Here is a 24,720-nt window from a genome sequence, read left to right as displayed (position 1 = left end):
GATCGATCAGCCGGTTCATCCGGCATCTGTTCTGTGATCACAGAAGGCTGCACCGGATTCCATCCGATGACAATGCTTGTATGGAGGCGTGCGGAGCAGAAATGCGGTGCGCCGCCTGCCGCCTATTCGGCGGCCTGGGAATAACCGAGCTTGGCGTTCAGCTTGTCCATCAGGTCGATGGCGGCGTCCGCGATCGGCGTGCCGGGCGGGAAGATCGCGGCGGCGCCGGCTTCGTAGAGCGCGGCGAAATCCTGGGGCGGAATGACGCCGCCGACCACGATCACGATGTCGTCGCGGCCCTGCGCCTCGAGTTCCGCCCTGAGTTCCGGCACCAGGGTCAGGTGGCCGGCGGCCAGCGACGAGACGCCGACGCAGTGGACGTCGTTTTCGATCGCCTGTTTGGCGGCTTCCGCGGGGGTAGCGAAGAGCGGCCCGATATCGACGTCGAAACCGAGATCGGCAAAGGCCGAAGCGATCACCTTCTGGCCGCGGTCATGGCCGTCCTGGCCGACCTTGGCGACCAGGATGCGCGGCCGCCGGCCTTCGTTCTCGGCAAAGGCCTCGACCATGTGCTGGACCCTGGAGACATTCTCGTTCATCGCGCCGACCTCGCGCTTGTAGACGCCGGAAATCGACTTGATCTCGGCCTTGTGGCGGCCGAAGACCTTTTCCATCGCATCCGACATTTCGCCGACGGTGGCCTTGGCGCGCGCCGCATTGACCGCCAGTTCCAGGAGGTTGCCGGTGCCGCCGGCGGCCGCCGTCAAGGCATCGAGGGCTGCCTGCACCTCGGCCGGATTGCGCTCGGCGCGCAGCCGCTTCAGCTTGTCGATCTGGCTGGCGCGCACGGCGGAATTGTCGACCTTCAGCACGTCGATCGGCTTCTCGCCCTCGGGCTTGAACTTGTTGACCCCGATCACCGACTGCAGGCCGGAATCGATGCGCGCCTGGGTCTTGGCGGCGGCCTCCTCGATGCGCAGCTTGGGAATGCCGGCATCGATCGCCTTGGCCATGCCGCCGAGCGCCTCGACCTCCTGGATATGGTCCCAGGCCTTGGCCGCGAGATCGGCGGTGAGCTTTTCGACATAAAACGAGCCGCCCCAGGGATCGATGATCCGCGTGGTGCCCGATTCCTGCTGCAGGAACAGCTGGGTGTTGCGGGCGATGCGCGCCGAGAAATCGGTCGGCAGCGCCAGCGCCTCGTCCAGCGCATTGGTGTGCAGCGACTGGGTGTGGCCTTGCGTTGCCGCCATCGCCTCGATCTGGGTCCGGATGACGTTGTTGAACACGTCCTGGGCGGTCAGCGACCAGCCGGAGGTCTGGCAGTGGGTGCGCAAGGGCAGGCTCTTGTCGGTCTTCGGATGGAACTCCTTGACCAGTTTCGCCCAGAGCAGCCGGGCGGCCCGGAGCTTCGCCACCTCCATGAAGAAATTCATGCCGATGGCCCAGAAGAACGACAGGCGCGGCGCGAACTGGTCGACCGTCATGCCGGCGGCGATGCCGGCGCGGATATATTCGACGCCGTCGGCGAGCGTATAGGCCAGCTCGAGGTCCTGCGTCGCCCCGGCCTCCTGCATGTGATAGCCGGAAATCGAGATCGAATTGTATTTCGGCATGTGCTTCGCGGTATGGGCGAAGATATCCGAGATGATCCGCATCGAGGGGATCGGCGGGTAGATATAGGTGTTGCGGACCATGAACTCCTTGAGGATGTCGTTCTGGATGGTCCCGGAGAGCTTGGCCTGCGGCACGCCCTGCTCTTCGGCCGCCGCGATATAGAGCGCCAGCACCGGCAGCACGGCACCGTTCATGGTCATCGACACGCTCATCTCGCCGAGCGGAATGCCCGAGAACAGCGTGCGCATGTCGTAGATCGAATCGATCGCCACACCGGCCATGCCGACATCGCCCGACACCCTGGGATGATCGGAATCATAACCCCGGTGAGTGGCGAGATCGAAGGCAACCGACAGGCCTTTCTGGCCGGCGGCCAGATTGCGCCGGTAGAAGGCGTTGGAATCCTCGGCCGTGGAGAAGCCGGCATATTGCCGGATCGTCCAGGGCTGGTTGACATACATGGTCGGATAGGGACCGCGCAGGAACGGCTTGATACCGGGATAGGTCTCGAGGAAATCGATGCCGGCAAGATCGCTCTCGCCATGGACCGGCTGCACCAGGATGTCCTCGGGCGTCAGCCAGGCCTCGCCGCCGGAAGCGGCCGGGGCGGCCTTGGAGAACGGCAGGCCGGAAAAATCGGGAATAGAGGTCATGGGCCTCTCCTCACTCGCCCAGCGCCGCTTTCGCGGCGTTCAGACAGTCTATCACGTCACAGCCGGCAAAGACGAAACCGCCGACGCCGGCCGATTTCAGTGCGTCTTCCTGTTCGCCCGGCCGGCCAGCGAGCCAGGTCTGGGCGGCGCCGGCCGTCGTCAACGCTTCGGCGGTCGGGATGGCATTCGTCGCATAGAGTTCGTCGGACGAACAGATGCAGGCGATCCTGGCCCCCGAGGCCTTGAAGGCTGCCAGCAGACCGGCTCCGTCGGCGAAGGCTTCCGGGATCGGCGCCTCGAAGCCGCCGGCCTCGAACAGGTTCCGGGCAAAGGTTGCCCGCGGCGTGAAGGCGGCGACCGGCCCGAGCACGGCCAGGAAGACTTGCGGCCGCTTGCCGGTCTTGGCCGTGACGGCGTCGAGCGCGGCGCGCAGGGCCTCAAAGGGTTCGGCAAGGCGGATCGGGGCAAGCGGATCGACAAAGATCGTGTCGGTCTTCGGCCGCGACAGCGCGGCCCTGAAGGCACCGGCGTCGAAAGCCGCAACCGTTGCCTCGAAACGCTCACCCTTGGCCGCCTCGGGCAGCTCGACCGGCGCCACCTGCCTGTTGGCGAGGCGCGGCACGGGATGCAGCACCTCGGGCGTCAGTTCGTGAATGTTGGGAAACTCGGAGGTGCCGGTCAGCGGTTCGCGCCGCTTGGCGATGGCGGCCTGGCGCGCCAGGCGCGCCTTGGCCACCGCCACCTGAATGGTTCCACCGGAAAGCGCCGCCACCACGCCACCGGCCCGCTCGCTGTCCTGGAACAGCGCCCAGGCCGCCTCGCAAAGCTCCGATGTCAGCGCTTCGACACCACCGGAACCGGCTGCCGGATCGGCGACCCGGTGCAGGTTCGATTCCTCGATCAGGATCAGCTGGGTGTTGCGCGCGATACGCCGGGCGAAGGCATCGGGCAGGCCGATCGCCGCGGTCCAGGGCTGGACCGTGACATGATCGGCGCCGCCGATGCCGGCGGCAAAACAGGCCATGGTGGTGCGCAGCCAGTTGACCGCCGGGTCGACCTTGGTGGTCATCCGCCAGGCGGTTTCGGCATGCAGTTCGAGCCGCGAGGGCGACAATCCGCAAGCCGTCTCGACCCGCGCCCAGAGCTGGCGGATGGCGCGCAGCTTGGCTGATGTGAGGAACTGATCGGCATCGGCGGCGACCAGCACGGCGATGGCGCGGCGCGCCTCGTCGAGGCTGAGACCCGCCTGTTCGAGCACCCTGAGATATTGCACGGCCGCGCCAAGCGCGAAGGCAAGCTCCTGGGCCTCCGAACCGCCGGCATCATGGATCACCCGGCCGTCGGCGATCACCTGGGTACCGGCAAAGCCACGCTTGCGCAGGCCGAGAACCATGTCCGCCGCCTTGGCCGCCGCCCCGTTCCAGTTCTCCAGCGTGCCACGCCGGGCAAAGGCACCGATCGGATCGATGCCGAAGGCCATGGTGAGGCTCGCCGGGTCTAGCTTGTCGCGCGCCACCTTGGCGGCCAGCAGCGCCGCGACATGGCCGGCCGACGTGCCGGCATCGACGCGCAGCGGGATCAGGTCGAGCATGACACCGTCGAGCAACTGGTCGAGGTCGGCGAGGCTGTCGAGGACGAGGCCGTCGCCGCGGTGATCGCCGATCGCGCCGCGGGTGACGATGGCAAGACCCGAGGCGCCGTTGGTCAGATCGTCGAGCGCCTGGACATTGGCATCGCGCGGATCCGGCTGGTCGGCGCGCTGAACGATCGTCCAGGGCGCACCGCCGGCCCGGCCGGCGAGCGGCGCCGCGTCCGCGACGCGCGGATAGAGCGGCTGGATGGCAATGCCGTCTGCGGTCCGGCCGACCAGCGTCTTGTCGAAGGGCTTGCCCTTCAGCACGGCATCGACCGCGGCGCGCCATTGCGCTTCGGTGGCTCTTGGGAATTCGGCGGCAAGCGACAGGGACATGGGCGACGTCATGCAGCTTCGATGCCACGAAGACGTGACTTTCGAAAGGCGGCCTTTGGACGGATCAGGACAGTCGATGGAGCAAATCGCAAAATCAGGGGGCGATCCGTGGCGGCAGGCGCTCGATGCCGCCGGCGTCGATGCCGCCGGCGTCGATGCCGCCGAGCATGGCACCTACGCTGACCCCGTCAATGATCCGGTCGGGCGCGATCTCGGCCAGCGGCACCAGCACGAAGGCGCGTTCTCTCAGACGCGGATGCGGCAAATGCAGGTCCGGTTCGTCGAGGCTGACATCGCCATAGGCGATCAGGTCGATGTCGACCGGCCGCGGCCCCCAGCGGAGCGCCCGGGCGCGGTCGCGGCCGAGCGTCGCCTCGACCGCTAGGGCTCGCTCGAGCAGCCGGCGCGGCGACAGCGCGGTCTTGACCACCAGGCAGAGATTGACGAAGGCGGGCTGGTCGGTGACGCCCCAGGGCGGCGTCATGTAATCGGATGAACGCGCGACGAGCCGAACCTCGACGCCGTCGCAGAACAGCTGGACCGCGCGGTCGAGCGTCGCGCGCACGTCACCGACATTGCCGCCGAGACTGACCAGCGCTTCGGTCATGGCGCTCCCGGCCTCCGGCCGCTCAATCATGCCGGCCGCGGGTCAGCACCACCCCGACATCGTCGAAAATGGCGGCGATCGGCGCGTGCGGCTTGTGAACGGTGACACGGACGGTGCGGATCTTTGGGAAATGGTCGAGCACGGCGTCGGCAACCGCGCCGGCCGCCGCCTCCAGAAGCTTGAAATTGCGCGTCGTGAAGGCCCGTTCGGTCTCAGCCGCGATCGCCGCATAGGATACGGTGTCGGCCAGATGGTCGCTCCGCGCCGCCTCGCTGAGGTCACAGGTCAGGTCGAGATCGATGACGAAGCGCTGGCCGACCTTGCCTTCGTGTTCCATCACGCCGTGATGGGCATGGATCACCAGCCCCTTGATGAAAATCTGATCGGTCATCGTGCCTCGCCAATGGCTTGGGCGACTTTCAGCGCCTGGAGGGTTTCGGCCACGTCATGGGCCCGGATGATCGCCGCGCCCGCCTGCATGGCGATCAGGTGCGCCGCCAGCGAGCCGCCGATGCGCTGGTCCGGCGGCGCCGGCGACACGCTGTCGATGAACCGCTTGCGCGAGGCGCCGACCAGCATGGGCAGGCCGAAGGGCTTCAGCCGGTCGAGCTTGCCAAGGGTCTCGATGCTCTGCGCCGGGGTCTTGCCGAAGCCGATGCCAGGATCCAGCACGATGCGGTCGCGCCGAATGCCGGCCTTGTCGGCAATGGCGAGCGAGCGGTGAAAAAAGGCCTCGATATCGGCCATGATGTCGATCGCCGGATCGGCCCCGTCGCGATTATGCATGACGATGACAGGCACGCCGTGATCGGCGACGACATGGGCCATGTCCGGATCGCGCTGCAGGCCCCAGACATCGTTGACAAGGGCCGCGCCCTGGCCGAGCGCCCAGCGGGCGACGCCGGCCTTGATCGTGTCGATCGAGACCGGCCGGCCGAGGCGAATGACATCAGGCAGCACCGGCGCGAGCCGGGCGATTTCCTCATCGAACGAAACCGGCCTGGCGCCGCCATAAGGCCTGGTCGATTCGGCGCCGATATCGAGGAGGTCGGCGCCGTCCGCCGCCATGCGCGCGGCCTGAGCCACCGCGCGCTCCGGCGCAAAGAACTGTCCGGCGTCGGAAAAGGAATCGGGCGTGACGTTGAGAATGCCCATGACCGCCGGCCGCCCGAGCGCCAGCAGGGCTGCAAGCAGCCCCACGGGCGCGTCGGCTGTTGAAGGCGATGTCTCGGCCATGGCGGTGCTTTGAGCGCCCGCCCGCAACCTGTCAACCCGCCCGCAACAGCATGGAGCTGCCGGCGAACGCCGTGCGTTGCACTATTGCCTGGCCAGCGCCGTACAGGCGCCGAGATAGCGGCTGAGCGCCGCCTTGGCGCCCTCAAGGGACAGCTTGAAGGCCAGTGGCGGAGCGGCGCTGCGCAGACTGAACTCACTGCCGGTCGCCTCGCGCAGGAAGGTGGCGAGGTCGCGCAGCGTGTCGACATCGGCAGCCTCGATCACGCCGCGCTCGGCGACGAGTTCAGCGCGCTCGGGCCCGGCCGCGCCAAAGCTCGCATCCAGACTGGTGACGAACAGGTCGTCGCCCGCCTCGAAGGCAATCGACACCGGCTCGGCCTTGCCGCCCGGGCGAACACCGGCAACCGGGCCGCGCAGCCGGACCGCCGGCCGCGCCCCGCAAAAGAAGCCGAGATAGACAGTGGCGGCCGACGCGCCCTCACCCATCTGCGCGGAGACGAAGGCCTGGACCTGGCCGTCGGTCTCGCTGTTGCGCCAACCGGCGGGTTCGGTCTGGCCGAGGGCCGTGGTGGCCGTGGCGAGCAGCGCCACGGCCGTGAAGGCGATCGCCTTGGATAAGCCAGCCATCAAACGAATTGCGACAATCCCGGCGTGCCGCCGACGATCTGGCCCATGACATCCTCGCCGGCATGTTCGCGGCCGAAGGCAACCAGTTCCTTGCCGACCGTGGAGATCTGGCCCATGTCGAGGCCGGCACCCATCAGATTGGCGCCGAGACCCATGATGCCGCCGCCCATCATGCCGCCGACCATGCCCATCAGGCCGCCACCGCCACCCGAGGCCTGGTCGATCAGTTCGGTCGAGCCCGGCAGGGCCGCCAGCATCTGCTGGACGGGTTCGGCCGGACCTTCCTTCTGCAGGAAGCCGAGAATGAGCCCGACCGCCTTGGAGGCAAGCCCGTTGTCAATTCCCGCCGCGCCGGCCACGCGGGTGATGAGGTCTTCGATCATGTCTTGTCTCCCAGACGCAAGAACGGCTCCGGGCGCGATCGGTCGATCCCCCGCAAGTTGCGGCAATATGGCTGCCAGGGGTGCGCGCGGCAAGCAGGCAACATGCCGCGTCGGCTGTTTCTAAGCGCCGGTCTTTGTGATTTGCTCCGGCCCGGAACGGTTGCGCCGAGCTTTGACGACGCAACCGTCCACATCTCGTTTCGCTTGCGTCTTCGCGCCGGGCGAATGTCCACGCGCCCTGGGCAAGACCGTCGAAACCATCCTCCGGAGCCGATTCCATGTCTTATGACCGTTCGACCGCCGAAGCCGTCATCCAGCTCTATCTCGATGGTCTCTACGAATGTGATGCCGACAAGCTCGGCCAGGCTTTCCATCCGTCCGCCGACCTGCGCTGGCACGAGAAGGGCGAGCTCAACGTGCTGAGCTATGCCGACTGGCTCGAGCGGGTGCGGCAGCGCACCTCGCCCAAGTCGCAGGGCCATCCGCGCCACGACTTCGTCGTGACCGTCGACCGCTCGGACGAAACGACCGCCTTCGTGAAGGTCAAATGTGCGCTGCCGCCGCGCTTCTTCACCGACTATCTCGTGCTGATGAAGCTCAACAGCGGCTGGCAGGTCGTGTCGAAATCCTACCGCTACGAGACGCACGACTGAGGTTCGCCACCCGTCGCGATCGGTCCAATGCACTTGCAAAACACTTGGCCGGCCCCAGGGCCGGCCAAGACACCATCATGACGGCCCTCAGCCGACGTCGCGCGGCAGGTCCGCTTCAGCAGACATTGGCCTCGCGGGCGCAGCCGGCGCGGGCCCGCACCAGATTTTCGCGCAGCTTCTCGACGCCGACGGCACCGATCACCACCTCGTCGCCGATGATGTAGGTCGGCGTGCCGTTGATCCGCAGGAGGTCGGCCAGGCGTGCCGTCTCGGCCAGCTCGGCCCGGATCTGCGGGGCATTCATGTCACGCTCGAGGCGGGCCATATCGGCGCCGACCTCACGGGCGACCTCGAGCGCGCGGGCGCGATTGGCCTGGCCGCGGCCGCCGAGCAGCTTGGTGTGAAATTCCTCATATTTGGGCCCCTGCAGCTGCATCTTGAGGGCGAGCGCCACCTGAGATGCCTCGACCGAACCGGGTCCGAGCACCGGGAAATCCCTCAGCACCAGACGGATGCGCCGGTCCTGGCGGACCAGCTCCATGGTCTCGACCATGGCGCGTTTGCAGAAACCGCAATTGTAGTCGAAAAACTCGACGATGGTGACGTCGCCCTGGGGATTGCCGAGCACGACCTGGTTGGCGGAACGGTAGAGCTGCTGGCGGTTGGCCTGGAAGGCCTCGCCACGCGCGCGCTCCTCGTTGGCCGCCTGGCGGCGCTCCAGTTCGACCAGCGCCTCCTGCAGTACTTCGGGATTCTTCAGGAGATAATCGCGGATGATCACCTCGATCCGCGCGCGTTCCTCGGGCGTCACCTGGACGGCCGGCGCCGTCGACATTGGCGGTGCGGCCGATGTCTGGGCCAAGGCGGAGGTCGCAAGGCTCAGCGCTGCGGCAAAGGCAAGAGCGATTGGACGGAAATCCATGGAGGAAGCCTTCAGTTCTGCTGGTTGCGCCGCTGGGCGACGATATCTTCGGCGCGAAGCCAGCCGGGCGAGCCGGCGGGAAGCGATGCCTGGGCCCGGCGGGCAAGCCCGCGCGCGGCCCCGAGGTCGCCCTCGTAGAGCGAGGTCTGCGCCGCGGCAAGGTCGGCCTGGCCGCGGTCGCCCTTGCGGCCATAGGCAATGGCCAGCTGGCGGTAGCCGTCGGCGGCTTCCGGCTCGCGCTGCAGCGCCAGGCGCAATTCGCGGATCGCCTCGTCGAGCACGGCATTGTTGCCGGTGGCGACCAGGGCGTGGCCGAGCATGATGCGGATCAGGCCGGAATTGGGCGCAAGCGACACGGCCCGGCGCAGCGGCGGGAGCGCCTGGCCGGGCAGGCCGGTCTCCAGCAGGATCTGCCCCTTGATCTCGTGGAAATAAGGATTGTTCGGCTGCGACCTGATCAGGTCGTCGGCCAGCGCCGCCGCCCGGTTGCGATCGCCGAAGCGGAACATCTGGATGGTGCGGGCATAACGCGCCGGCAGCGAAGTGTCGCTTGGCGGGTAGCGCCGGGTGATGGCGTCGGTGCGCTCGACGAAACCGGCAAGCTTGGCGCGGGCAAGATCATGGCGGGCGACCCGGTCGGCCGGATCGGTCGCGTTGTAATGCGGGCTCGCCTTGGCCAGCGGCTCGATATTGGCGACACGATCGGCCGGCATCGGATGGCTGATCATGTAGGGATCGGCCTGGCGCGCGGCGAACATGGTCTGGTCCTGCAGCCGGCGGAAGGTCTCGACCATGCCCTTGGCCGACTGGCCGGTGGAATTGAGGTAATTGATCGCGGCGCGGTCGGCGGCGGCCTCCTCGCCGCGCTGATAGGACAAGAGCGAGCGCATGGCGATATGCGGGCCGCCCATGAGCACGCCGGGCGCCGCCTCGCCGATGCCGCTGCGCCCGCCGGTGGCCGCGCCCGCGGCCACCGCTCCGGCGCCGGCCAGCATGCCGATGACGGCGATGATCTGGGCGCGCTCGACCGCCTCGCGCAGGCGTGCCAGATGGCCGCCGGCGATGTGGCCGGTCTCGTGCGCCATCACGCCGATCAGCTCGTTCGGCGTCCTGGAATCCATGATCGCGCCGGCATTGACGAAGATGCGCCGGCCATTGGCGACGAAGGCGTTGAAGCCGCGATCGTTGATGATCACCACATTGGTCTGGCTGCCGCCGACGCCGGCGGCCCGAAACAAGGGCCGCGCATAGTCACGCAGCAGGTTCTCGATCTCGGTATCGCGAACGATCGGCAAGCCGCGCGGCTGGGCAAGCGCCGGCGCTGCCGTCGAGACGGCAACCAGAGCTGCGAGCGCCGATGCTGCGAAACGGCTGCGAAACGGGCGAAACGTCATCGTGACGGGAACCTACGTAGCGTATGCGCGAGGGTCAACGCGCTACCGATCACGTTCGGGGGAGAACCGTGACCTCGACAAGACGGTATGTTAGAGCGCTTCCCGCTCCAAGCGCTGTTGCGAAAAGCTCTGTTGCAAAACCGTTTCCGGCGGAGGCCAGCCCCCGCCGATCCCAGTCTCGGAATGGCTATGCTGGGCCATCCGGGCAAAACCATGACGAGGTCACCCATGTCCCGCGAGGGCATTGCCCGATCGCTGCTTACCCCGACCCGGCGCGGATCGGTGGCGCCGTTCCTGGTCATGGACGTGATGACGGCGGCCGCCAAGGCCGAAGCCGAGGGGCGCAGCGTCATCCATATGGAGGTTGGCCAACCGGCCGCGCCCACCCCGCTGGTGGTGCGCGAAGCCGCGGCGCGCGCGCTGATGGAGGGCCAGATCGGCTATACGCTGGCGCTCGGCATCCCGGAACTGCGCCAGCAGATCGCCCGCTATTACGCCGATGCGCATGGCGTCGCCGTGCCGATCGAGCGCATCGCCGTCACCATGGGCTCGTCCTCGGCCTTCATCCTGTCCTTCCTGGCCCTGTTCGAGGCCGGCGACCGGGTGGCGATCGCAAGCCCTGGCTATCCGGCTTACAAGAACATCCTGGAAGCGCTCGGCTGCGAGGTGGTGTTCATCGAGACCACGGCCGCGACACGCTACGCCATCACGCCCGACATGCTGGCGGCGGAACATGCCAAGAAGCCGCTGAACGGCCTCCTGGTGGCAAGCCCCGGCAATCCGACCGGCACGATGATGACACCGCAGGCGCTCTCGGCCCTGATCGGCGCGGCCCGGGATCTCGGCATCCGTTTCATCTCGGACGAGATCTATCACGGGCTGTCCTATGACATGCCCTGCGCCACCGCGCTGGAAACCTCCAACGACGTGGTGGTGATCAATTCCTTCTCGAAATATTACTGCATGACCGGCTGGCGGATCGGCTGGATGGTGGTGCCGGAGACCCTGGTGCGCTCGATCGAATGCCTGGCGCAGAACCTGTTCATCTCGGCGCCCAAGCTCAGCCAGGTCGCAGCCCTCGCCGCCTTCGAGGCGACCGCGGACCTGGAGCTGATCAAGGCCGGCTACGCGGCCAACCGCAAAGTGCTTCTGGAGGGCCTGCCCAAGGCCGGGCTCGACCGGCTGCTGCCGGTCGACGGCGCCTTCTACATCTATGCCGATGTCGGGCACCTGACCAATGACAGCCTGGATTTCGCCCGCCGCATGCTGGCCGAAACCGGGGTCGCGGCGACGCCGGGACCGGATTTCGATCCGTTCAACGGCATGCATGCGATGCGCTTCTCTTTCGCCGGCTCGACCCCGGACATGGAAGAGGCGGTGAAGCGGCTGACGAAATGGCTCGGGTGACCGGCCCGTGCCCGCTCGGGCCGGTCAGCGGATGAAGCCGGTGGCGAGCGCGCGTGCCCATTCGGCGCGGCCATTGGCGGCGGCACGGTCGGCGGCCGCCGTCCAGTCATAGGTCACCGCGATCAGGTCGGCCGCCGTCACCGTCCCGCCCTCGACCGTGATCAACCCGTAGCGGGCGTGCGGCGAGCCCGCTTCGGAGACATGCGGGTGCGGTTCGGTCGGATCGTCATAGGCAGGGCCGCCGACACTGCCGGGATTGACGATGAGCGCCGGGCTCTCCGGCGCCTGCAGCAGGCGCGGCACGTGGCTGTGGCCGCAGAGCACCAGGCCGGCGCCCTGAATATCGCCGAGCCGCGCGGCGATGTCGGCCGGCGAAGCCAAGGCCAGCCGTCCGCCGACGACTTCCTCGGTCAGATAGACGTTGTCATCGGCGGGTGTTGCGTGAAAGGCGCGGACCAGGACGCCGCCGACATCGAAATCGACCATATGCGGCAGGCCGCCGAGCCAGTGGCGATGGCTGTCGTCCAACGCGTCATGGGCATAGCGGTCGGATGGGTACATCTCGGCCGGCTCGCCTGCGGCGACCCAGCGGTCGTGATTGCCGCGCACCGTGGTGACGCCAAGGCCACGCAGCCGCTCGCAGGTCTCGCGCGGCCAGAGCGGGCCCGAGACACAATCGCCGAGATTGACGATGCGCTCGACACCCCGGGTGGCGATATCGGCCAGCACGGCATCAAGCGCCAGCACATTGCCGTGGACGTCGGCGATCACGGCAAAACGCATGGAAGCTCCAAAACATTGCGAGGATGGCGCAGCATGGTGGACCGCTCCATCAGCGACACGCAAGGCGCACCGAGGCGGTCAGGCCGTCGGCCGGTCAGAGCAGCAGGTCGCCATATTCGCCGTGCTTGGCAATATAGGCGCCGATGAACGGACATTGGGCGACCACCTTGAGGCCCTGCGCCCGCGCGTCGTCGAGCGCGCCGCGCGCCAGCGCCGAGCCGACGCCCTTGCCGGCAAGCTCGTTCGGCACCTCGGTGTGGACGAAGGTGATGATGCCCGGCTTCAATTGGTAATAGGCGGCGGCGACATGGCCCTCGACAGCGAGTTCATAACGGTTGAGCTCCGGATTGTTGCGCACTGCATTCGACACCACGGGCCTCGCTTTCGATCCTGATCCGTCCCAACCGGCGGACCGCGCGATCCGCCGTCCGGGCTCGGAGGATGTCGGATGCGACGGGCCTTTGTCCAGGACGCGAATGGATCGCAGAGCCGGCCAAGCTTCCCATTCCGGCACAGTTCGGGGCGGCACGGCCCTTGCGATCCGGATTGCACCCTGTTCGGAGTATTCCGCGTGCCGCTCGATCGCCGTTCGTTCTTTCTCGCCGCCGCATCGCTTGCCCTGCCGGTCGCGGCCAGCGCCGCGACCCTCGACAGCGCGTCCTTTGGACTGAAGCCGGATGCCGGCGACGACCAGACCCGCAACTTCCAGCGCGCCGTCGAAACCGCGGCCGGCTCGCGTTTGCCGCTCAGGCTGGCGCCCGGCAGCTATCGGATCGGCGAGATCCGGCTGCCGGCCAATTGCCAGATCCAGGGCGTGCGCGGCCAGACCCGGCTGGTGTTCCAGGGCGGAACCGCCTGCCTCGTCAGCCCGCGCGCCGATCTGGTGACACTGTCGGGCCTGGTCATCGACGGCGGCGCCAAGCCGCTGCCCGACCGGCGTGGCCTGGTGACGCTGAGCCATGGCCGCGGCGTCAGGGTGGAGGATTGCGAGATCCTCGGCTCGAGCCATCACGGCCTGGTGCTGGAGGGGGTCGAGGGCATGGTGCGTGGCAATCTGGTGACCGGTGCGGCCAAGGCGGCCATCGTGGCACTCGACAGCAAGGGCCTGACGATCAGCCAGAACACGGTCCGCTCGGCCGCCAATAACGGCATCCTGGTCTGGCGTACGCTTGCCGGCGACGACGGCACCATGGTCGAAGGCAACCGGATCGAAGACATTGCCGCCCGCGACGGCGGCTCCGGCCAGAACGGCAATGCCATCAACGTCTATCGCGCCGGCAATGTGACGGTCAGCGGCAATCGCATCCGCGGCTGCGCCTTCTCGGCGGTGCGCGCCAATGCCGCCGCCAACATTGCCGTGACCGGCAATAATTGCTCCGGCCTCGGCGAAACCGCGCTCTATATCGAATTCGGCTTCGAAGGCGCTGTCGTCGCCAACAACATTATCGACGGCGCGGCGCTCGGCGTGGTCGCGACCAATTTCAACCATGGCGGCCGGCTCGCGGCCATTCACGGCAACCTGATCCGCAACCTCACCAACCGCCGGCCGGCCGGCACCGATCCGAACGATCCGGCCGGCGTCGGCATCGCGGTGGAGGCCGACGCGGCCATTTCGGGCAATATTATCGAGGGCGCGCCGAGCGCCGGCATCCAGCTCGGCTGGGGCCAATATCTGCGTGATGTCTCGGTCACCGGCAATGTCATCAAGGGCGCGCCGGTCGGCATCGCGGTGTCGGTCGCGCCGGGCGCCGGCCATGCGCTGATCACCGACAATCTGGTGCAGGGCGCAAGCCAGGGCGCGGTTGTCGGCATGGAATGGAAACGGCCGGTGACCGGCGATCTCGCCCGCGACGGTGTCGGCCGCTTCGCGCAACTGACGGTTTCCGGCAACCGGGTGCGTTAACCAAGTCTTAAGCGGATCAGTCCACGGTCCCCGATCAAGGTTTTCCGCCTTGACGGAGGCGCCAATGCGCGCGCTGTTCCCGGCCCCTGCCGGCTTTGCCCTGGCCGCCCTTCTCATCGCCGCGACGCCTCTCGCCGCGCAGGACGCCTGCGTGCCCGGCATCCTGGAAACCCATACCACCGAAGCCATGGTTGCCGACGCCGAGATGCGCGCGCAGGCCGCCGCCGCGCTCGAGCGTTGCGCCGGCTTTGCCCGCGACCAGCAGCGCGTCACCGGCGAGATCGAGGATCGCGTGCTGGCGCAGATCGCCACGATCGCCGGCCGCAGCACGCTGGCAAGCTATGCCGCCGACGAGATCCCGCAGAGCCCGGCCGTCCTGATCAGCCTGCTCGAAGGCGCTTTCGACAAGCTCTACCCACATCTGCGCGCCCTGCCCGAACAGGAGAACGCCGCGGTCATGCGGGCGCTGTTCTTCCAGCTCGCCGACCAGGCCGGCAGCCGCACCACAGGCTCGACCCGATGACACCGGAGACTTCGCCGCTGCCTGTGATGATCGCGCCGCCGCTGGCCGGCGATGCGAGCTTCGACATCGACGTCGCTGTCGCCTATGACGCGGAATGGCTGGCCCAGCCGATGGCGGAAACGCCTGCCGGAACCGCCCACCCGAACTGACCCGTTCGTAACCCGATCCGCCGACCGGCCGGCTTGCCGCGCTCCGGCACGGCGGGCATGGTCGTCCTCGATCGACATGGCCTCGATCGACATGGCCTCGATCGACATGGCCGCGGCAACAGCGGCCCGCATGAGGAACCGCCATGCTCAAAGGCCCGGAAGTGCCGCGCACCAGCGCGCATGTGACGATCGACGACCAGGCCTTCATCCATCCGAGCGCACAGATCTACGGCAAGGTCACGATCGCCGCGGGAGCTTCGGTCTGGCCCAATGCGGTGATCCGCGCCGAACTCCACGAGGTGGTGATCGGGCCGCGCTCCAATGTCCAGGATTTCGTGATGATCCATGTCGGCAACGCCAGCGGCACGATCGTCGGCGCCGATTGTTCGGTCACCCATCACGTCACGCTGCATGGCTGCACGCTTGGCGACAACGTGCTTGTCGGCATTGGCGCGACCATCATGGACGGCTGCGTGATCGGCGAGAATTCGATCGTTGCCGGCGGTTCGTTCCTGAAGGAAAACACCATCGTGCCGCCAAATTCGATCGTCGCAGGCGTTCCGGCCGCGGTGAAGGCGAGCCGCGACAGCGGCGCGGCCAACCGGTTCAACGCCTGGCTCTACGCTGAGAACGCGGCGGCCTATTGCCGTGGCGAGCATCGCTTCTGGGACGAGGCCGATCTGGCCGCGGCGGCCAAACAATTCGGGCTGCACCGCAAGGGCTGAGAACCGGACGCGCCGCGCGGGGTTCAGCCGTCGACACGATCGATGCGCAGGCGCAGTTCGGCCGCCTGAAGGTCCGGCGCCGGCGCATGGCCGCGGCCGAGCTGCCGGTCCGCGGGGCGCCAAGCCTCGAAACCCGATGTCGCCGGCGGATCCGGTGGCAATGCCAGCGTGAACTGGAGCGCAGCCTGCCTTTGCCGGTAGACCACGATGATGTCGGCCTGATCCCGCCGCGACAGCCAGAACTTGCCGGTTACCACCGTCCTGCCGGCGGCATCGCGCGACCAGGTCGGCCCGGCCGTGCCCGACCGGCCGACGATGCCGCTGACCACCAGGATGTCCAATAGCTCGCGCTGGCCGTCCTCCGCGGCACCGGCCGGCACCGGCAAGCGGATCTCATAGCTCAGATAGATCGTTTGAGGCGGCGGGCTGGTGGTCTGGATATAGGAGACGATGACCGCGGCGATGACCGACACGCAAATGCCGCCGGCGCCAGCCAGGACCCGGGCGACCGCACTCAGATCCGGCGCCATGGCGCGCAGGACCAGCCACAACAGGGTAAATGCGCCGGCCGGAGCGCCCCACAGGGCCGCGAGGAGCGCGACACCCAGGCGATCCTTGGCAGTGCCGAGCCTGAGAAGATCCGCGGCAATGCCGACCGAGGTCAAAACAACCGTGGCGCCCAGCACCATGCCGCCAATGGCGGTCACGGTGATGAGCGGCAGCAGGCGCGGCCTGCTGGGTACGACATCGCCGGCTTCGGGCCGTTGTGCGTCCGCCGTCATGGTGTGGAACGCGATCCGTTCGCCTTGCCAAGGGATCGGCCGGGAGGCCGAGGTGACCAATCCCGGACGAACCTGCCGATCGATGCGATCGGCACGGCCCAACGGGACGACTTGGCAATGGGTCGCGACGAGAGCCGGAAAGGTTCAAGGCGAACGCGCAGAGGCCGAGGCAGCACTGGCTGCCGTCGGCGCATGCCCTTGCTTCACGCCGAGGCGGAGCGAATTCCGGCGCTGCGGGGTCCGGCGATCATGCAGCCGGACCGGGATCTATTTCTCGACGAAGGCCTTCTCGACGACAAAATGGCCGGGCCGATTGTTGGCGCCTTCGTCGAAGCCGCGCTGTTCCAGCATGGTCACCATGTCCTTCAGGAAGGCCGGTGAACCACAGATCATGACGCGGTCATTGTCCTTGTCGAGCGGCGGCAGACCAAGATCGGCCGGCAGCTTGCCCGAGTCCAGGAGCTCGGTGATCCGGCCATTGTGGATATAGGGCTCGCGGGTCACCGTCGGGTAATATTTCAGCTTGGCCTTGACCGCCTCGCCGATGAACTCGTCTTCCGGCAGGGCATGTTCGATGAAGTCGCCATAGGCCTGTTCATTGATGAAGCGTGTGCCGTGGATGAGCACCACCGTGTCGAAGCGCTCATAGGCTTCCGGGTCTTTCACCACGCTCATGAACGGTGCAAGGCCGGTGCCGGTGCCGCAGAGGTAAAGCGTCTTGCCCGGCAACAGGCTGTCCTGGACGAGCGTACCGACCGGCTTGCGCCCGACCAGCACCTCGTCGCCGACCTGAATGTTCTGCAGGCGCGAGGTCAGCGGACCGTTCTGCACCTTGATCGAGAAGAACTCGAGGTTCTCCTCGTAATTCGACGAGGCCATGGAATAGGCGCGCAACAGCGGCTTGCCCTCGACCTGAAGGCCGATCATCGTGAACTGGCCGTTGAGAAAACGGAAGGCCGGGTCGCGCGTGGTCTTGAACGAAAACAGCCGGTCCGTATAGTGACGAACCTCGAGGACGCGCTCGGTATTCAGGTTGGACATGGCGTTCCCTGGAAGAAAGATTGCGCTGCGCCGAATGTCATTCGTACACGAATGATACCGCATCGCGCTTTTATGACAAGAGGTAATACGCCTTCCTGTCACGGTTCTTTTCGTAAGCTGCCAGACCATGTCTTTTGCATGGCGCTTGCCCCTGGGCACGGGCATCCTATGCTCAAGCTCTCCTGATCCCGGTTCCGTTCCGTAAATCCATGCCCACCGACATCCTCTGCTTCGGCGAACCGCTCGGCGAATTCAACCAGACCAGGCCCGACGAGCCCGGCTATCTCTTCGGTTTCGGCGGCGACGTTTCCAATTGCGCGATCGCGGCCGCGCGCTCCGGTGCCCGGGTCGGGGTGATCGGCGCGGTCGGCGACGACAGTTTCGGCCGCGCCTTCTTCGAGCTGTGGCAGGGCGAGGGCATCGACACGAGCTATATGCGGCTCGCCGACGGCCTGCAGACCGGGCTCTATTTCGTCACCCACGGCCCGGAGGGCCATGAATTCAGCTATCGGCGCGCCGGCTCGGCCTCGGCCAGGGTTACGCCCCAGGACCTGTCCCTGACCGCCATCCGTACCGCCAAGGTGCTGCATGTCTCCGGCATTTCGCAGGCGATCTCGGACAGCGCCTGCGATGCCGTGTTCGTCGCGCTGCAAGCGGCCAAGTCGGCCGGCGTGACGGTTTCCTACGACACCAATCTGCGACTGCGCCTCTGGTCGCTCGATCGCGCCAGGGCGATCACCAATGCCGCCATGCGGCTCGCCGACATCGCCCTGCCCGGTCTCGACGATGCGCGCCAACTGACCGGCCGGGAGACGCCCGACGCGATCGCCGACTTCTATCTGGAGGGCGGCTCGAAGATCGTGGCGCTGACGCTCGGCAAGGACGGCGCGCTGATCGCGACGCCGGAGGGACGCCAGGTGGTTGGCTCGATCCCGGTCACCGCCCGGGATGCGACCGGCGCCGGCGACTGCTTCGACGGCGCCTTCCTGGCCGAATGGCTGGAGACACGCGATCCCTACCGCGCCGGCCGTTATGCCTGCGTCGCAGCCGCCCTCTCGACGACAGGCTATGGCGCGGTGGCGCCCCTGCCGCGGCGCGCGGCGGTGCTCGAGGCCCTCGCCAGCGCTGGGAATTGAGCCGTGGCGGATGCCGTCGACGTCCTGATCATCGGCGGTGGATCGGCTGGCAGCGTGCTCGCCGCCCGGCTGTCCGAGCGGTCATCGCGCCAGGTGCTGCTGGTCGAGGCTGGCGGCGATCTCGTCGCGGAAAGCCTGCCCAAGGCGGTGGCGAGCGCCTATCCCGGCCGTGCCTATTTCGATCCCGGCCTGATCTGGCAAGGCCTTGATGTGACCACCGGCGGCACCGGCCGCAACGACCCCGATACACGTCCGACCATGCCCTATACCCAGGCCCGCGTGCTCGGCGGCGGCTCGGCGATCAACGGCATCGGCGCCAACCGGGGGGCACCGTCCGACTATGACGAGTGGGAGGCCGCGGGTGCCGCCGGCTGGCGCTGGGACAGCGTGCTGCCGTTCTTCCGGAAACTCGAGCGCGACCTCGAGCTCGACGGATCGCTGCACGGCAAGACCGGACCGATCCCGGTGCGGCGCATCCCGAAAAGCCAGCGCTCTGCTTTCGCCGCCGACGTCGTTGCCGAACTGGCGCGCCGCGGCATCGCCGAGCGCCCCGACCAGAACGGCGTCTGGGAGGACGGGGTGTTTCCGCTCGCCGCCAATCTCGACGAGGATTTCCGGCGCGTTCCGACCGCGACCGGCTATCTGACGCCGGCCGTGCGCGCCCGGCCGAACCTGACGATCATGACGCGGGCCGAAGGGCTCAAGCTCGTCCTGGCCGGCACACGCGTCACCGGCGCGGTCATTCGCGACGTCGCAGGCGAGCGAACCATCACGGCCGATGAGACCATTCTGGCCTGCGGCGCGCTGCATTCGCCGGTCATGCTGATGCGTTCCGGCATCGGGCCGGGCGAGCACCTTGCCGAGCGCGGCATCAAGGTGGTGGTCGCGCGTCGCGGCGTCGGCCACAACCTGATGGAACACCCCTCCGCCGGCGTCGCGGCCTTTCTGCGGCCGGGCGCGCGCCAGCCATGGCTCACCCCCCGCCACCACATTCCGGCGATCTGGCGCTATTCGTCCGGCCTTGCCGGCACGCCGGCCGGCGACATGCATGTCGCCATCGTCACACGCGGTTCGTGGCACGGCATGGGCCGGCGCATGGGGCTGCTCTATTTCTGGGTCAACAAGGCCTATGGCCGCGGCGAGGTGACGCTCGGCGACGATGCCGCCGGCCGGCCAAAGGTCGATTTCCGCATGCTGTCCGATGAGCGCGACCGGCTCCGGCTCATGGATGCGATGCGTCAGGCGGCCTCGGTGCTGCAGGCGGTCGCGGCCGGCGGCCGGATCGGCGCGCCGCTGCCGGCCCGCATGTCCGACCGGGCCAGGCGCTTCGGCGCGCCGACGTTCAAGAACGCCCTGCTGACCGGCCTCGGCGGCCTGGCGGTCGACGGCTCGGGCCCGTTCGCGACGCGGCTGTTCGAGCGGCTGGTCGGCGACGGCACGAGGCTAACCGATCTGGTCGCCGACGACGGCGCGCTGTCCGCCTATCTCGACGAGGTGGTCACCGGCGTCTGGCATGCCTCCGGCACCTGCCGCATGGGCCGGGCCGACGATATCGGGGCGGTGACCGACAGCCAGGGCCGGGTCCATGGCGTCGCCGGACTGCGCGTCTGCGACGCCTCGCTGTTCCCGACCATCCCCTCGGCCAATATCAACCTGCCGACCATCATGGTGGCCGAGCGCATCGCCAGCCTGATCGACGGTTGAGAGCCGGAGCGCCGGCCTATTCGCTGACGCCGCTGGCGCGAATGGGGGCTGCCCATTTGTCGATCTCGCTGCGCACGAAACGCTCGAGATAGGGGCCGCCGCGACGCTCGGGCACGGTCATGATCGCACCGAGCCCGGTCAGGCGATCGCGCACCGACGGGGTGTCCATGGCCTGAATGGTCGCCGCACGCAGGCGTTCCACGATCGCCGGGGGCGTGTCCTTGTGCATGAAGAAGGCGTTCCAGGTATAGGCCTCGAAGCCGGCGAGGCCCTGCTCTTGAGCGGTCGGCAGTTGCGGCAGCACCGCGGCGCGCGCCGAGGTCAGCGTGGCCAGCGCCTTGACGGTGCCGCCCTGAACATGCGGCAGCGCGGTCGACGAGATCTCGCACATGAAGTCGACCCGGCCGCCGATCAGATCCTGGATGGCCGGCGCGGAACCGCGATAGGGCACATGCGTCACATTGGTGGTTCCGAGCACCGAATTCAGCAGCAGGCAGCCGAGATGAACCGCCGAACCGGCGCCGGCCGAGGCAAACTGCAGCTTGGCCTCGTTGGCCTTGGTATAGGCGATGAATTCCTGCAGGTTCGCCGCCGGGAAATCCTTGCGGGTGATCAGGATCAACGGCACTTCGGCGATCAGCGTCACCGGCGCGAAATCGGTCGCGGCATTGTAGAGCGGGTTCTTGTAGAGCGTCTGGTTGACCGCGTGGGTGCCAACTGTGCCGAGCACGAACTGGTAGCCGTCATTGGCCCCGCGCGACACACGCGCCGTGCCGGTCATGCCACCCGCGCCGCCGACATTCTCGACGACGACCTGCTGCCCGAGGATCTGCGACATCTGTTCGGCCATGATCCGGCCGAGGACATCGGTCGGCCCGCCAGCCGCGAAGGGAATGATCATGGTCACCGGCCGGGTCGGCCAGGTCTGGGCCGAGGCGACGACCGGAACGACGAGCAGCGCTAAGGCAAGAGCAGCAAGGCGGGACAGGCGGACGAGCATCAGAGAGCCTCCTTGGTGGCTTTTTGATCATGGCGCCGGATCGCCCGGCTTCAAGTCCTTATAGCCGACGATATGGCATGACCGCCATGAGCCCGGGGACTGGTCCCGCCGCCAGGAGTGCTTATGGTGCCTGCCCACTTCACCGGGAGCCGACCATGACCACCACACGTATCGCCATCGCGGGCCTTGGCGCCATTGGCAAGACTTTGGCGAAACGCATTGCCGGCGGCACCATTCCCGGCACCACGCTTGCCTGCGTCGCGTCCGGCGATGCCGCCAAGGCGCGCGCCTGGCTCGACAGCGAGGGCATCACCGCGCCGGTGGTCGAGCTCGCGGCGTTTCCCGATCATGCCGACCTGGCGGTCGAATGCGCGCCGTCGGCGATCATCGAAGAGATCTGCGGGCCCATGCTGAAGGCCGGCAAGACGGTGATGGTGCTGTCCTGCGGAGCGCTGCTGCCGCGTCCGCAGATCATAGAGCTCGCCAAGGCCCATGGCGGCCAGATCATCGTGCCGACCGGCGCCCTGCTTGGCCTCGATGCGGTGACGGCGGCGGCCGAGGGCACCATCCATTCGGTCAAGATGACCACGCGCAAGCCGCCGCGCGGCCTCATCGGCGCGCCCTATCTGATCGAGAAGGGCCTCGACATGGACAAGATCACCGCGCCGACGCTGATCTTTTCCGGGTCGGCGCGCGAAGCCGCCAAAGGCTTCCCGGCCAATGTCAATGTCGCGGTGGCGCTGTCGCTCGCCGGCATCGGCCCGGACCGGACGACCATCGACATCTGGGCCGACCCGTCGGTGACGCGGAACTGCCATGAAATCGAAGTCGACGCCGATTCGGCCAAACTGTCGCTGAGGATCGAGAACATTCCCTCCGAGAACCCGAAGACCGGCCGGATCACCGCGCTTTCGGTGATCGCGGCGCTGCGCAAATTGCGCGCACCGCTTCGCGTCGGCACCTGATCGGGCTGCGGTTCACGCGCCGGTGGCCGTTTCCGGGCCTGGTCATGGCACGATCGACGTGAGGTCGTGCCGCATGATGGGGCGCGGTGGCCCCCGGCGCGCCACCGTCCTGAACCCGGCGCGCGCGAAGGTGGAGGCAAGGCCCGTGCCCGTCGCGCTTGGCGTCTCGGCCCGGTCGACCGGATAGGCTTCGAGCGCCGGTGCCTTCGCCTGACGGGCGGCTTTCAGGGCCGCCGCGATCAGCGCCGAGGTGATACCCTGCCGGCGGTGACCCTTGCGCACATAGAGGCAGGACAGCGACCAGACCGGCACATCGTCGACGCGCTTGAGCCGCCAGCTGCGATCGAGCCAGGGCAATGCATCGCGCGGCGTCAGCTGGCACCAGCCGACCGCGACCTCGCCGTCGAAGGCGACCAGCCCCGGCGGCGGACCTTGCTTGACCACCTCGTAAAATGCCGCCTTGTTCGTGGCGCGCGGCGCGTCGCGATAGGCCCGGCCGATCCGCCAATACATGCACCAGCAGCCGTTGCAGGCGCCGGCCTCGCCGAACAGGTCCGCGAGCGCCGGCCACAGGTCCGGCGTGAGCGGGCGGATCGTGAGCGTCATGCTCGCCTCCTTCGCCGGAGATCCCCTTATCGAGAGCGCCCGAGGTGCGGCCAGCGCGGCCTCACAGCTTGAAGCGCGGATCCAGGTGATCGCGCAGGGCATCGCCGAACAGGTTGAAGGCGAAGACCGAAAGCGAGATCGCCAGGCCGGGGAAGATGATCATCCACGGCGCCTCGCGGTAGAAATCGGCGGCATTGCCGGCAAGCATCAGGCCCCAGGCCGGCGTCGGCTCGGTGACGCCGAGGCCAAGGAAGGACAGGGACGCCTCGAGCAGGATCGCCTGGGCGACGAAGGCGGTGAACATGATGATGAAGGGTGCGAAGACGTTCGGCACCATGTGTTTCAGCACGATGCGCTGATGGGTGAAGCCGGCCGCGCGAGCCGCGTCGATATAGGGCATTTCGCGGATCGAGAGCGCCGCCGAGCGGACAACCCGCGCAACCTTCGGAACAATCGGAATGGCGATCGCCACGACCAGGTTCAGGTCGACGCCGCCGACCACGCGCTTGCCGAGCATGGCCACCACCACCACGGCCAGCACGATGATCGGGAAGGACAGCAGCACGTCGATGAAGCGGCTGACATAGAAGTCGAACCGACCTCCGAAATAACCCTGGACGACGCCGACAAGGCCGCCGACGACGGAACCGACCAGCGACGACAGAATGCCGATCACCAGCGCCGTGCGGGCGCCGTAGACGACACGCGAGAACACGCAGCGGCCCATATTGTCGGTGCCGAACGGGTATTGCCAGCTCGGCGGCATGAGCAGCGCGCCGAAGTCGAGGGTAAACGGGTCATTGGGCACGATCCAGTCGGCAAAGACGCTCGCCAGGATCAAGGCCGAGATGAAGCCGAGGCAAGCCGCGCCCACCGGCTGCGCCTTGGCGAAGGCCAGCAGGCCATTGAGACGGCGGACCGGCACCTGCGGGATGGCGAGGGTCATCACTTGCCTCCGTAGCGAATGCGCGGATCGAGCCAGGCATAAGCGAGGTCGACGATCAGATTGGTGACGATGAACACCACGGCGATCACCATGACGATGCCCTGCACCATGGTGAAATCGGAGCGCGTCACGGCCTGCACGAACAGCCGGCCGAGGCCGTTCAGATTGAACACCTGTTCGGTGACGACGAGGCCGCCGATCAGGAAGGCGAATTCGAGTCCGATGACGGTGACCGCCGGCAGCATGGCGTTGCGCAGCGCGTGGCGGCCGACGACCAGACGCTCATAGACACCCTTGGCGCGAGCGGTGCGAATATAGTCTTCGCGCATGACCTCGACGATCGACGAGCGCACCATGCGGGCGAGCACGGCCGAGAAGCGGTAGCCGACCGCCAGCGCCGGCCAGATCAATTGCGAGAGGTTGGCCAGCGGATCCTGCCAGATCGGCACATATTGCATGGGCGGGATCCAGTTGAAGGCGAACAGCAGGCCGACAATGATCATCATGCCGAGCCAGAACGAGGGAATGGCGAGGCCGCCAATGGTGACGATGCGGATCGCCTGATCGATCCAACTGTCCTTGTAGAGCGCCGAAAGCGTGCCGAGCGGCAGGGCGATGAGAATGGCGATGATGGTCGCCATGATGGCGACCTGCAGCGTCAGGCCGAGGCGGCCGGCGATCTCCTGGGTGACCGGTTGCTCCGTCCACATGGACTTGCCGAGGTCGAGCGTGACCAGCCCGACCATCCAGCCGGCGAATTGCTGATAGAGCGGCTTGTCGAGCCCGAGGCGTACCCGTTCGGCCTGCACCTGCTCGACCGTCGGCGCGCCGCCGTCGCCCCTCATCTTCAGCTCGACGATATCGCCTGGCACGACCCGCAGCATGAGAAAGATCAGCACCGCCACCCCGAGCAAGGTCGGGATCATGGTCAGGATACGTTTGGCGAGATAGGCGCCCATGGCGAACTCTCACGGTTCAATGACCCCTCG

Annotated in this window: 26 protein-coding genes; 9 read left to right on the top strand and 17 right to left on the bottom strand. The window is 67.4% G+C overall.

The genetic code is table 11. The features are described 5' to 3' along the window. Window positions 1-122 precede the first annotated feature (122 nt). The 7 genes from scpA to E8M01_RS21000 form a co-directional block, all read right to left on the bottom strand. Window positions 123-2,270, bottom strand: a complete 2,148-nt coding sequence (gene scpA / locus E8M01_RS21030; protein ID WP_136961936.1) for a methylmalonyl-CoA mutase — start codon at window positions 2,268-2,270, stop codon at window positions 123-125. Window positions 2,271-2,280: 10 nt separating this feature from the next. After that, window positions 2,281-4,239 carry a methylmalonyl-CoA mutase family protein gene (locus E8M01_RS21025; RefSeq protein ID WP_246088373.1) on the bottom strand — a complete coding sequence of 653 codons (1,959 nt, stop codon included), beginning with the start codon at window positions 4,237-4,239 and terminating at the stop codon, window positions 2,281-2,283. A gap of 94 nt (window positions 4,240-4,333) precedes the next feature. Further along, window positions 4,334-4,846 carry a 2-amino-4-hydroxy-6-hydroxymethyldihydropteridine diphosphokinase gene (gene folK, locus E8M01_RS21020; protein ID WP_136961934.1) on the bottom strand — a complete coding sequence of 171 codons (513 nt, stop codon included), beginning with the start codon at window positions 4,844-4,846 and terminating at the stop codon, window positions 4,334-4,336. A 22-nt stretch (window positions 4,847-4,868) separates the two neighbouring features. Then, complete coding sequence (gene folB / locus E8M01_RS21015; protein WP_136961933.1) at window positions 4,869-5,237, bottom strand: dihydroneopterin aldolase; 369 nt, start codon at window positions 5,235-5,237, stop codon at window positions 4,869-4,871. Then, window positions 5,234-6,082: a dihydropteroate synthase gene (folP, locus tag E8M01_RS21010; RefSeq protein WP_136961932.1), complete on the bottom strand. Its 849-nt coding sequence runs from the start codon at window positions 6,080-6,082 to the stop codon at window positions 5,234-5,236. The genes folB and folP overlap by 4 nt, the downstream gene beginning before the upstream one ends. An 81-nt stretch (window positions 6,083-6,163) precedes the next feature. Then, window positions 6,164-6,709: a hypothetical protein gene (locus E8M01_RS21005; RefSeq protein ID WP_136961931.1), complete on the bottom strand. Its 546-nt coding sequence runs from the start codon at window positions 6,707-6,709 to the stop codon at window positions 6,164-6,166. After that, window positions 6,709-7,089, bottom strand: a complete 381-nt coding sequence (locus E8M01_RS21000) for a DUF2267 domain-containing protein (RefSeq protein WP_136964740.1) — start codon at window positions 7,087-7,089, stop codon at window positions 6,709-6,711. The genes E8M01_RS21005 and E8M01_RS21000 overlap by 1 nt, the downstream gene beginning before the upstream one ends. Before the next feature lie 281 nt (window positions 7,090-7,370). Here E8M01_RS21000 and E8M01_RS20995 point away from each other — a divergent pair, with 281 nt between their 5' ends. Further along, window positions 7,371-7,745 (top strand): nuclear transport factor 2 family protein, encoded by a 375-nt coding sequence (locus E8M01_RS20995; protein ID WP_136961930.1) that lies wholly within the window; start codon window positions 7,371-7,373, stop codon window positions 7,743-7,745. 115 nt (window positions 7,746-7,860) lie between these two features. Here the strand turns inward: E8M01_RS20995 and E8M01_RS20990 are convergent, their stop codons facing one another. Together E8M01_RS20990 and E8M01_RS20985 are read right to left on the bottom strand one after the other, a co-directional pair. Then, window positions 7,861-8,667 (bottom strand): DsbA family protein, encoded by an 807-nt coding sequence (locus tag E8M01_RS20990; protein WP_136961929.1) that lies wholly within the window; start codon window positions 8,665-8,667, stop codon window positions 7,861-7,863. An 11-nt stretch (window positions 8,668-8,678) separates the two neighbouring features. Further along, window positions 8,679-10,061 (bottom strand): M48 family metalloprotease, encoded by a 1,383-nt coding sequence (locus E8M01_RS20985; protein ID WP_136961928.1) that lies wholly within the window; start codon window positions 10,059-10,061, stop codon window positions 8,679-8,681. A 228-nt stretch (window positions 10,062-10,289) separates the two neighbouring features. On the opposite strand from E8M01_RS20985, the gene E8M01_RS20980 reads away from it, so the two are divergent. Continuing rightward, a complete protein-coding gene (locus E8M01_RS20980) occupies window positions 10,290-11,468 on the top strand; it encodes a pyridoxal phosphate-dependent aminotransferase (RefSeq protein WP_136961927.1) in 1,179 nt (392 codons plus the stop codon). A gap of 24 nt (window positions 11,469-11,492) precedes the next feature. On the opposite strand, the gene E8M01_RS20975 is transcribed toward E8M01_RS20980, so the two are convergent. Further along, window positions 11,493-12,251 carry a metallophosphoesterase family protein gene (locus E8M01_RS20975; RefSeq protein WP_136961926.1) on the bottom strand — a complete coding sequence of 253 codons (759 nt, stop codon included), beginning with the start codon at window positions 12,249-12,251 and terminating at the stop codon, window positions 11,493-11,495. A 94-nt stretch (window positions 12,252-12,345) separates the two neighbouring features. Further along, on the bottom strand, window positions 12,346-12,621 hold the full coding sequence (locus E8M01_RS20970) for a GNAT family N-acetyltransferase (RefSeq protein ID WP_211596662.1): 276 nt from the start codon (window positions 12,619-12,621) through the stop codon (window positions 12,346-12,348). Window positions 12,622-12,822: 201 nt separating this feature from the next. Between E8M01_RS20970 and E8M01_RS20965 the strand changes: the two genes are divergently transcribed. From E8M01_RS20965 to E8M01_RS20955, 4 genes are all read left to right on the top strand, one after another. After that, window positions 12,823-14,154 (top strand): TIGR03808 family TAT-translocated repetitive protein, encoded by a 1,332-nt coding sequence (locus E8M01_RS20965; protein ID WP_246088372.1) that lies wholly within the window; start codon window positions 12,823-12,825, stop codon window positions 14,152-14,154. 64 nt (window positions 14,155-14,218) lie between these two features. Then, a complete protein-coding gene (locus E8M01_RS20960) occupies window positions 14,219-14,677 on the top strand; it encodes a hypothetical protein (RefSeq protein ID WP_136961923.1) in 459 nt (152 codons plus the stop codon). Next, window positions 14,674-14,826 carry a hypothetical protein gene (locus E8M01_RS35120; protein WP_170182001.1) on the top strand — a complete coding sequence of 51 codons (153 nt, stop codon included), beginning with the start codon at window positions 14,674-14,676 and terminating at the stop codon, window positions 14,824-14,826. The genes E8M01_RS20960 and E8M01_RS35120 overlap by 4 nt, the downstream gene beginning before the upstream one ends. A 143-nt stretch (window positions 14,827-14,969) precedes the next feature. Further along, entirely contained in the window at window positions 14,970-15,551 is a 582-nt protein-coding gene (locus E8M01_RS20955; protein ID WP_136961922.1) for a gamma carbonic anhydrase family protein, read from the top strand. 23 nt (window positions 15,552-15,574) lie between these two features. Here the strand turns inward: E8M01_RS20955 and E8M01_RS20950 are convergent, their stop codons facing one another. Together E8M01_RS20950 and E8M01_RS20945 are read right to left on the bottom strand one after the other, a co-directional pair. After that, the gene (locus tag E8M01_RS20950; RefSeq protein WP_136961921.1) at window positions 15,575-16,333 is read right to left on the bottom strand and encodes a hypothetical protein; all 759 of its coding nucleotides are present in this window, start codon (window positions 16,331-16,333) and stop codon (window positions 15,575-15,577) included. A 267-nt stretch (window positions 16,334-16,600) separates the two neighbouring features. Further along, window positions 16,601-17,374 carry a ferredoxin--NADP reductase gene (locus E8M01_RS20945; protein ID WP_136961920.1) on the bottom strand — a complete coding sequence of 258 codons (774 nt, stop codon included), beginning with the start codon at window positions 17,372-17,374 and terminating at the stop codon, window positions 16,601-16,603. Between the two features lie 209 nt (window positions 17,375-17,583). On the opposite strand from E8M01_RS20945, the gene E8M01_RS20940 reads away from it, so the two are divergent. After that, a complete protein-coding gene (locus E8M01_RS20940) occupies window positions 17,584-18,510 on the top strand; it encodes a sugar kinase (protein WP_136961919.1) in 927 nt (308 codons plus the stop codon). Window positions 18,511-18,513: 3 nt separating this feature from the next. Next, window positions 18,514-20,214: a GMC family oxidoreductase gene (locus E8M01_RS20935; RefSeq protein ID WP_136961918.1), complete on the top strand. Its 1,701-nt coding sequence runs from the start codon at window positions 18,514-18,516 to the stop codon at window positions 20,212-20,214. 16 nt (window positions 20,215-20,230) lie between these two features. Here E8M01_RS20935 and E8M01_RS20930 read toward each other — a convergent pair whose 3' ends face one another. Continuing rightward, window positions 20,231-21,214, bottom strand: a complete 984-nt coding sequence (locus E8M01_RS20930; RefSeq protein WP_136961917.1) for a Bug family tripartite tricarboxylate transporter substrate binding protein — start codon at window positions 21,212-21,214, stop codon at window positions 20,231-20,233. A 155-nt stretch (window positions 21,215-21,369) separates the two neighbouring features. On the opposite strand from E8M01_RS20930, the gene E8M01_RS20925 reads away from it, so the two are divergent. After that, complete coding sequence (locus tag E8M01_RS20925; RefSeq protein ID WP_136961916.1) at window positions 21,370-22,179, top strand: aspartate dehydrogenase; 810 nt, start codon at window positions 21,370-21,372, stop codon at window positions 22,177-22,179. 42 nt (window positions 22,180-22,221) lie between these two features. Here E8M01_RS20925 and E8M01_RS20920 read toward each other — a convergent pair whose 3' ends face one another. The 3 genes from E8M01_RS20920 to E8M01_RS20910 all read right to left on the bottom strand — a co-directional run bounded on the left by E8M01_RS20920 (window position 22,222) and on the right by E8M01_RS20910 (window position 24,690). Then, window positions 22,222-22,785 carry a GNAT family N-acetyltransferase gene (locus tag E8M01_RS20920; RefSeq protein ID WP_215908780.1) on the bottom strand — a complete coding sequence of 188 codons (564 nt, stop codon included), beginning with the start codon at window positions 22,783-22,785 and terminating at the stop codon, window positions 22,222-22,224. Between the two features lie 61 nt (window positions 22,786-22,846). Beyond that, on the bottom strand, window positions 22,847-23,731 hold the full coding sequence (locus E8M01_RS20915) for an ABC transporter permease (protein WP_136961915.1): 885 nt from the start codon (window positions 23,729-23,731) through the stop codon (window positions 22,847-22,849). Then, window positions 23,731-24,690: an ABC transporter permease gene (locus tag E8M01_RS20910; protein WP_136961914.1), complete on the bottom strand. Its 960-nt coding sequence runs from the start codon at window positions 24,688-24,690 to the stop codon at window positions 23,731-23,733. Before E8M01_RS20910 ends, E8M01_RS20915 begins: the two co-directional genes overlap by 1 nt. Window positions 24,691-24,720: the final 30 nt, after the last annotated feature.

Origin of the sequence: Phreatobacter stygius (assembly GCF_005144885.1) — a bacterium.
Lineage (GTDB): Bacteria > Pseudomonadota > Alphaproteobacteria > Rhizobiales > Phreatobacteraceae > Phreatobacter > Phreatobacter stygius.
Note: the sequence above shows the minus strand (reverse complement) of the source record. Positions and strands in the feature narration are given on the sequence as shown.